Origin of the sequence: Testudinibacter sp. 'clade 2', from assembly GCF_006227735.1 — a bacterium.
Taxonomy (GTDB): Bacteria; Pseudomonadota; Gammaproteobacteria; order Enterobacterales; family Pasteurellaceae; genus Chelonobacter.
In genome coordinates this window covers 1-2,930 of sequence record NZ_VDHB01000197.1, presented here as the reverse complement: position 1 = coordinate 2,930, position 2,930 = coordinate 1, and the positions used below count along the sequence as shown (strand labels likewise).

Sequence of the window (2,930 nt, the reverse complement as noted above, 5' to 3'; positions counted from 1 at the left end):
GCATCAAACTAAAATAATGAGAATTATTTTAGTTTCTTAAAATATTGATAATTTACAGTCTATCCGCTACTGATTTGACCTAAGACAACCGCACTTTTGTTAATTGTGTTAAAATAATTAAAATTCACACTAAAATTATATGTAATATGAATCCATTATTAACCTCCATTTCTCAATTTGGGCGAATTTTAGGTTCGCTGTTTTATCATGCGCCGGAGCAGGAGCAAAACCAGTCGCTATTGGCGTTATTTCAACATGGCGAATGGCAGACAAGCTGCGATTTTTTAAGTCAAGCAAAACGGGAGCAGATTCAACACTGCTTGACCCAGGGGATTGCTCAAGGGCAGGCGCAGTTGAATGAGGATTTTCAAGCGTTGTTTATTGGTCCGAATTCGCTACCGGCGCCGCCTTGGGGATCGGTTTATCTGGACAAAGAGGCGGTCATTTTTGGCAGTTCATTGCTGGAACTGCGTGATTTTATGCAGACCTACAACATCAAGCTGGAGCTGGCACAAAATGAGCCGGAAGACCATTTTGGCTTGATGTTGATGATGGCAGCATGGCTGGCGGAAAACCAACCAGAGCAACTCAATGAATTTTTACAGCAACATTTGCTGACATGGTCAGGGCGCTTTCTCGAACGGCTGATCGCCGAACAGCACCACACTTTCTACCGCGGTTTAGGACTGTTGAGCCAAGCATTGTTAGACAACTGGCAGCAACAGTTGCAACTTGAAGTACCGAAAGTGCGGTTGTATCGCTAAACAGGTAACATATGAGCGGTAAAAACGAGCGCTACTACCAAGCCTTTCTACAGCACAACCATATCTCGCGTCGTGGCTTGCTGCGTGGGGTGTTTAATGCGGGTCAAAAAGCACAGCAGCAAATCAGTAGTGAAGTCTATCAGCGACAAGCCACTCGTCCGCCACAAGCGGTGGCCGAGCCGCTGTTTTTAAAATTCTGCAATGGCTGCGGTGACTGTGTGTCAGCTTGTCCGTATGGTTTAATCCGTTTGCAAAATCAAAAAGCGGTACTTGAAATTGATTTTTGTAGTTGTGATTTGTGCGGGAAATGTACTGAAACCTGCCAAACCGGTGCATTACATCACGAAGTGCGGTCAGACACCGAGCTGCGACCGCACTTTAGTTATCTGTGCTTACGCCAAAAAGGACGCAGCTGCACGCTGTGTGAAACCAGCTGTGCAACAAATGCCATTTCGTTTGATCGCGCCAGCCAAAAAATCATTTTGGACTCAGAGCGCTGCAACGGCTGCGGCGAATGCAAAATTCGCTGTCCATCTTCCTATATTGATTTAATATAAATACACTGACTCACTCGAGCCAAGTCACCACTTCTTCAATCGGTTTGCGATATTTAGCGTTCAGTGCTTTGGCACGATAACCAAAGGTTACCATCACCGAAACACCCCACTCTTCGGCATCAAAAGCACCGTTTTCTGCCAAAATGCGGTTGACTTCGGCGTAGTTGAAGCCCTCAATCGGACAACTGTCAATCCCGATTAATGCCGCACCGCTCATCATATTGGCCAACGCAATATAAGTTTGCTTGCTGGTCCAGTCGAACAACGCACGTTCGCTGTCGAGCACCTCGATATCCGTAGCCTGAAATTGTTGATACCTTGCCAAGGCTTTGCTGATCTGCTCTGCATTTAGACCACGTTGCAGCAAACTTTGGCGGAAAAAGTCCGAATCGTAGCGGGCATTTTTCTTCGCCAAAATCACCACCAGATAACTGGCATCTTCCAACTGCGTTGCCATGCCCCAGCTGACCGGCTTCAATTGTTGTCGCAGTTCGGGATTTTGCAGCACCAGAAACTTCCAGGGTTCTGAGCCGACCGAACTGGGCGACAAGCGTGCCAGCTCTAAAATATACTCAAAGTCCTCACGGCTGACTCTCTTCAGCGGATCATAACGGCGAGTTGCCGCCCGAAAATAAAAGCCATCTAACACCTGTTGTTTTGTGATATTGCTCATCCTGATTTCCTTGGTTTAAGTTATTTTCCAACACTCGGTGACAGTTTTGCCACCGATACCCCAATTATCCATCGGGTTAAACCCCTTAGAAATACTCGCGTAATGCTTCGGCCGCCTCCTTATCGCCCTGGGCGGCAGCCTTTTCATAATAAGATTTGGCGCGGGCGTAGTCTTTTTTGACCCCTTCTCCCTTGTAATACATAGCTCCAAGACTGTATTGTGCTTCGGCAAATCCTTGCGCAGCGGCCTGCTCGAAATAGGATTTGGTACGGGCGTAATCTGGTTTGACACCGAGTCCTTCGTAGTACATTAACCCGAGATTGTATTGTGCTTCAGCAATTCCTTGCGCAGCGGCTTGCTCGAAATAGGATTTAGCGCGGGCGTAGTCTAGTTTGACACCAAGTCCTTGGGCATACAGGACCCCGAGATTGTGTACCGCATTGGGATCTCCTTGTGCGGCGGCCTGCTCATAATAAGATTTGGCACGGGCGTAGTCTTTTTTGATTCCTAGTCCATTTTCATAGATGAACCCGAGATAGTTGTGTGCGTCGGCATTTCCTTGTGCAGCAGCCTGTTCGTAATAGAATTTGGCGCGCGCGTAGTCTGTTTTGACCCCTAGTCCTTGTTGGTACATGTACCCGAGATTGTTTTGTGCCTCGTCATATCCTTGTTCAGCGGCTTGCTCATAATAGAATTTGGCGAGGTCGTAGTCGCCATTTCTTTGGGCAGAAAGACCTTGCGCTGTGATTTCCTTTGTCGTGGCGGCGGCTGCAGGCAGGGCGGCAAAGAACAGGCTAAGTGCGGTCATGAATATAGCGCACAGACGTGCGAATTGCTGTCGGCGGTGTAATAGCATGCTATCTCCTTTGTGAAGTTGAGAGTAAATTACCTGTTGGCTCAATTTCCAATCGTCTGTTGGGTAATAGGGTCTGTTGA

At 47.4% G+C, this 2,930-nt stretch carries 4 protein-coding genes; 2 read left to right on the top strand and 2 right to left on the bottom strand.

What is annotated here, in order from left to right; all coding sequences use genetic code 11:
* The first annotated feature begins 146 nt into the window (after positions 1-146).
* Positions 147-764: a Tat proofreading chaperone DmsD gene (gene dmsD / locus FHQ30_RS12500; RefSeq protein WP_139611507.1), complete on the top strand. Its 618-nt coding sequence runs from the start codon at positions 147-149 to the stop codon at positions 762-764.
* Positions 765-775: 11 nt separating this feature from the next.
* A complete protein-coding gene (gene napF, locus FHQ30_RS12495) occupies positions 776-1,321 on the top strand; it encodes a ferredoxin-type protein NapF (protein WP_139611506.1) in 546 nt (181 codons plus the stop codon).
* A gap of 10 nt (positions 1,322-1,331) precedes the next feature.
* Here the strand turns inward: napF and FHQ30_RS12490 are convergent, their stop codons facing one another.
* Positions 1,332-1,994 carry an NAD(P)H-dependent oxidoreductase gene (locus tag FHQ30_RS12490; protein ID WP_139611505.1) on the bottom strand — a complete coding sequence of 221 codons (663 nt, stop codon included), beginning with the start codon at positions 1,992-1,994 and terminating at the stop codon, positions 1,332-1,334.
* Positions 1,995-2,079: 85 nt separating this feature from the next.
* Positions 2,080-2,930, bottom strand: an 851-nt coding sequence (locus tag FHQ30_RS12485) for a tetratricopeptide repeat protein (RefSeq protein ID WP_500692270.1), incomplete at its 5' end; no start/stop codon positions are given.

Excerpts from the sequence above, each read along its gene's own strand:
- napF (WP_139611506.1), top strand. The coding sequence starts at position 776 with ATGAGCGGTAAAAACGAGCGCTACTACCAAGCCTTTCTACAGCACAAC.
- FHQ30_RS12490 (WP_139611505.1), bottom strand. The coding sequence starts at position 1,994 with ATGAGCAATATCACAAAACAACAGGTGTTAGATGGCTTTTATTTTCGG.
- dmsD (WP_139611507.1), top strand. The coding sequence starts at position 147 with ATGAATCCATTATTAACCTCCATTTCTCAATTTGGGCGAATTTTAGGT.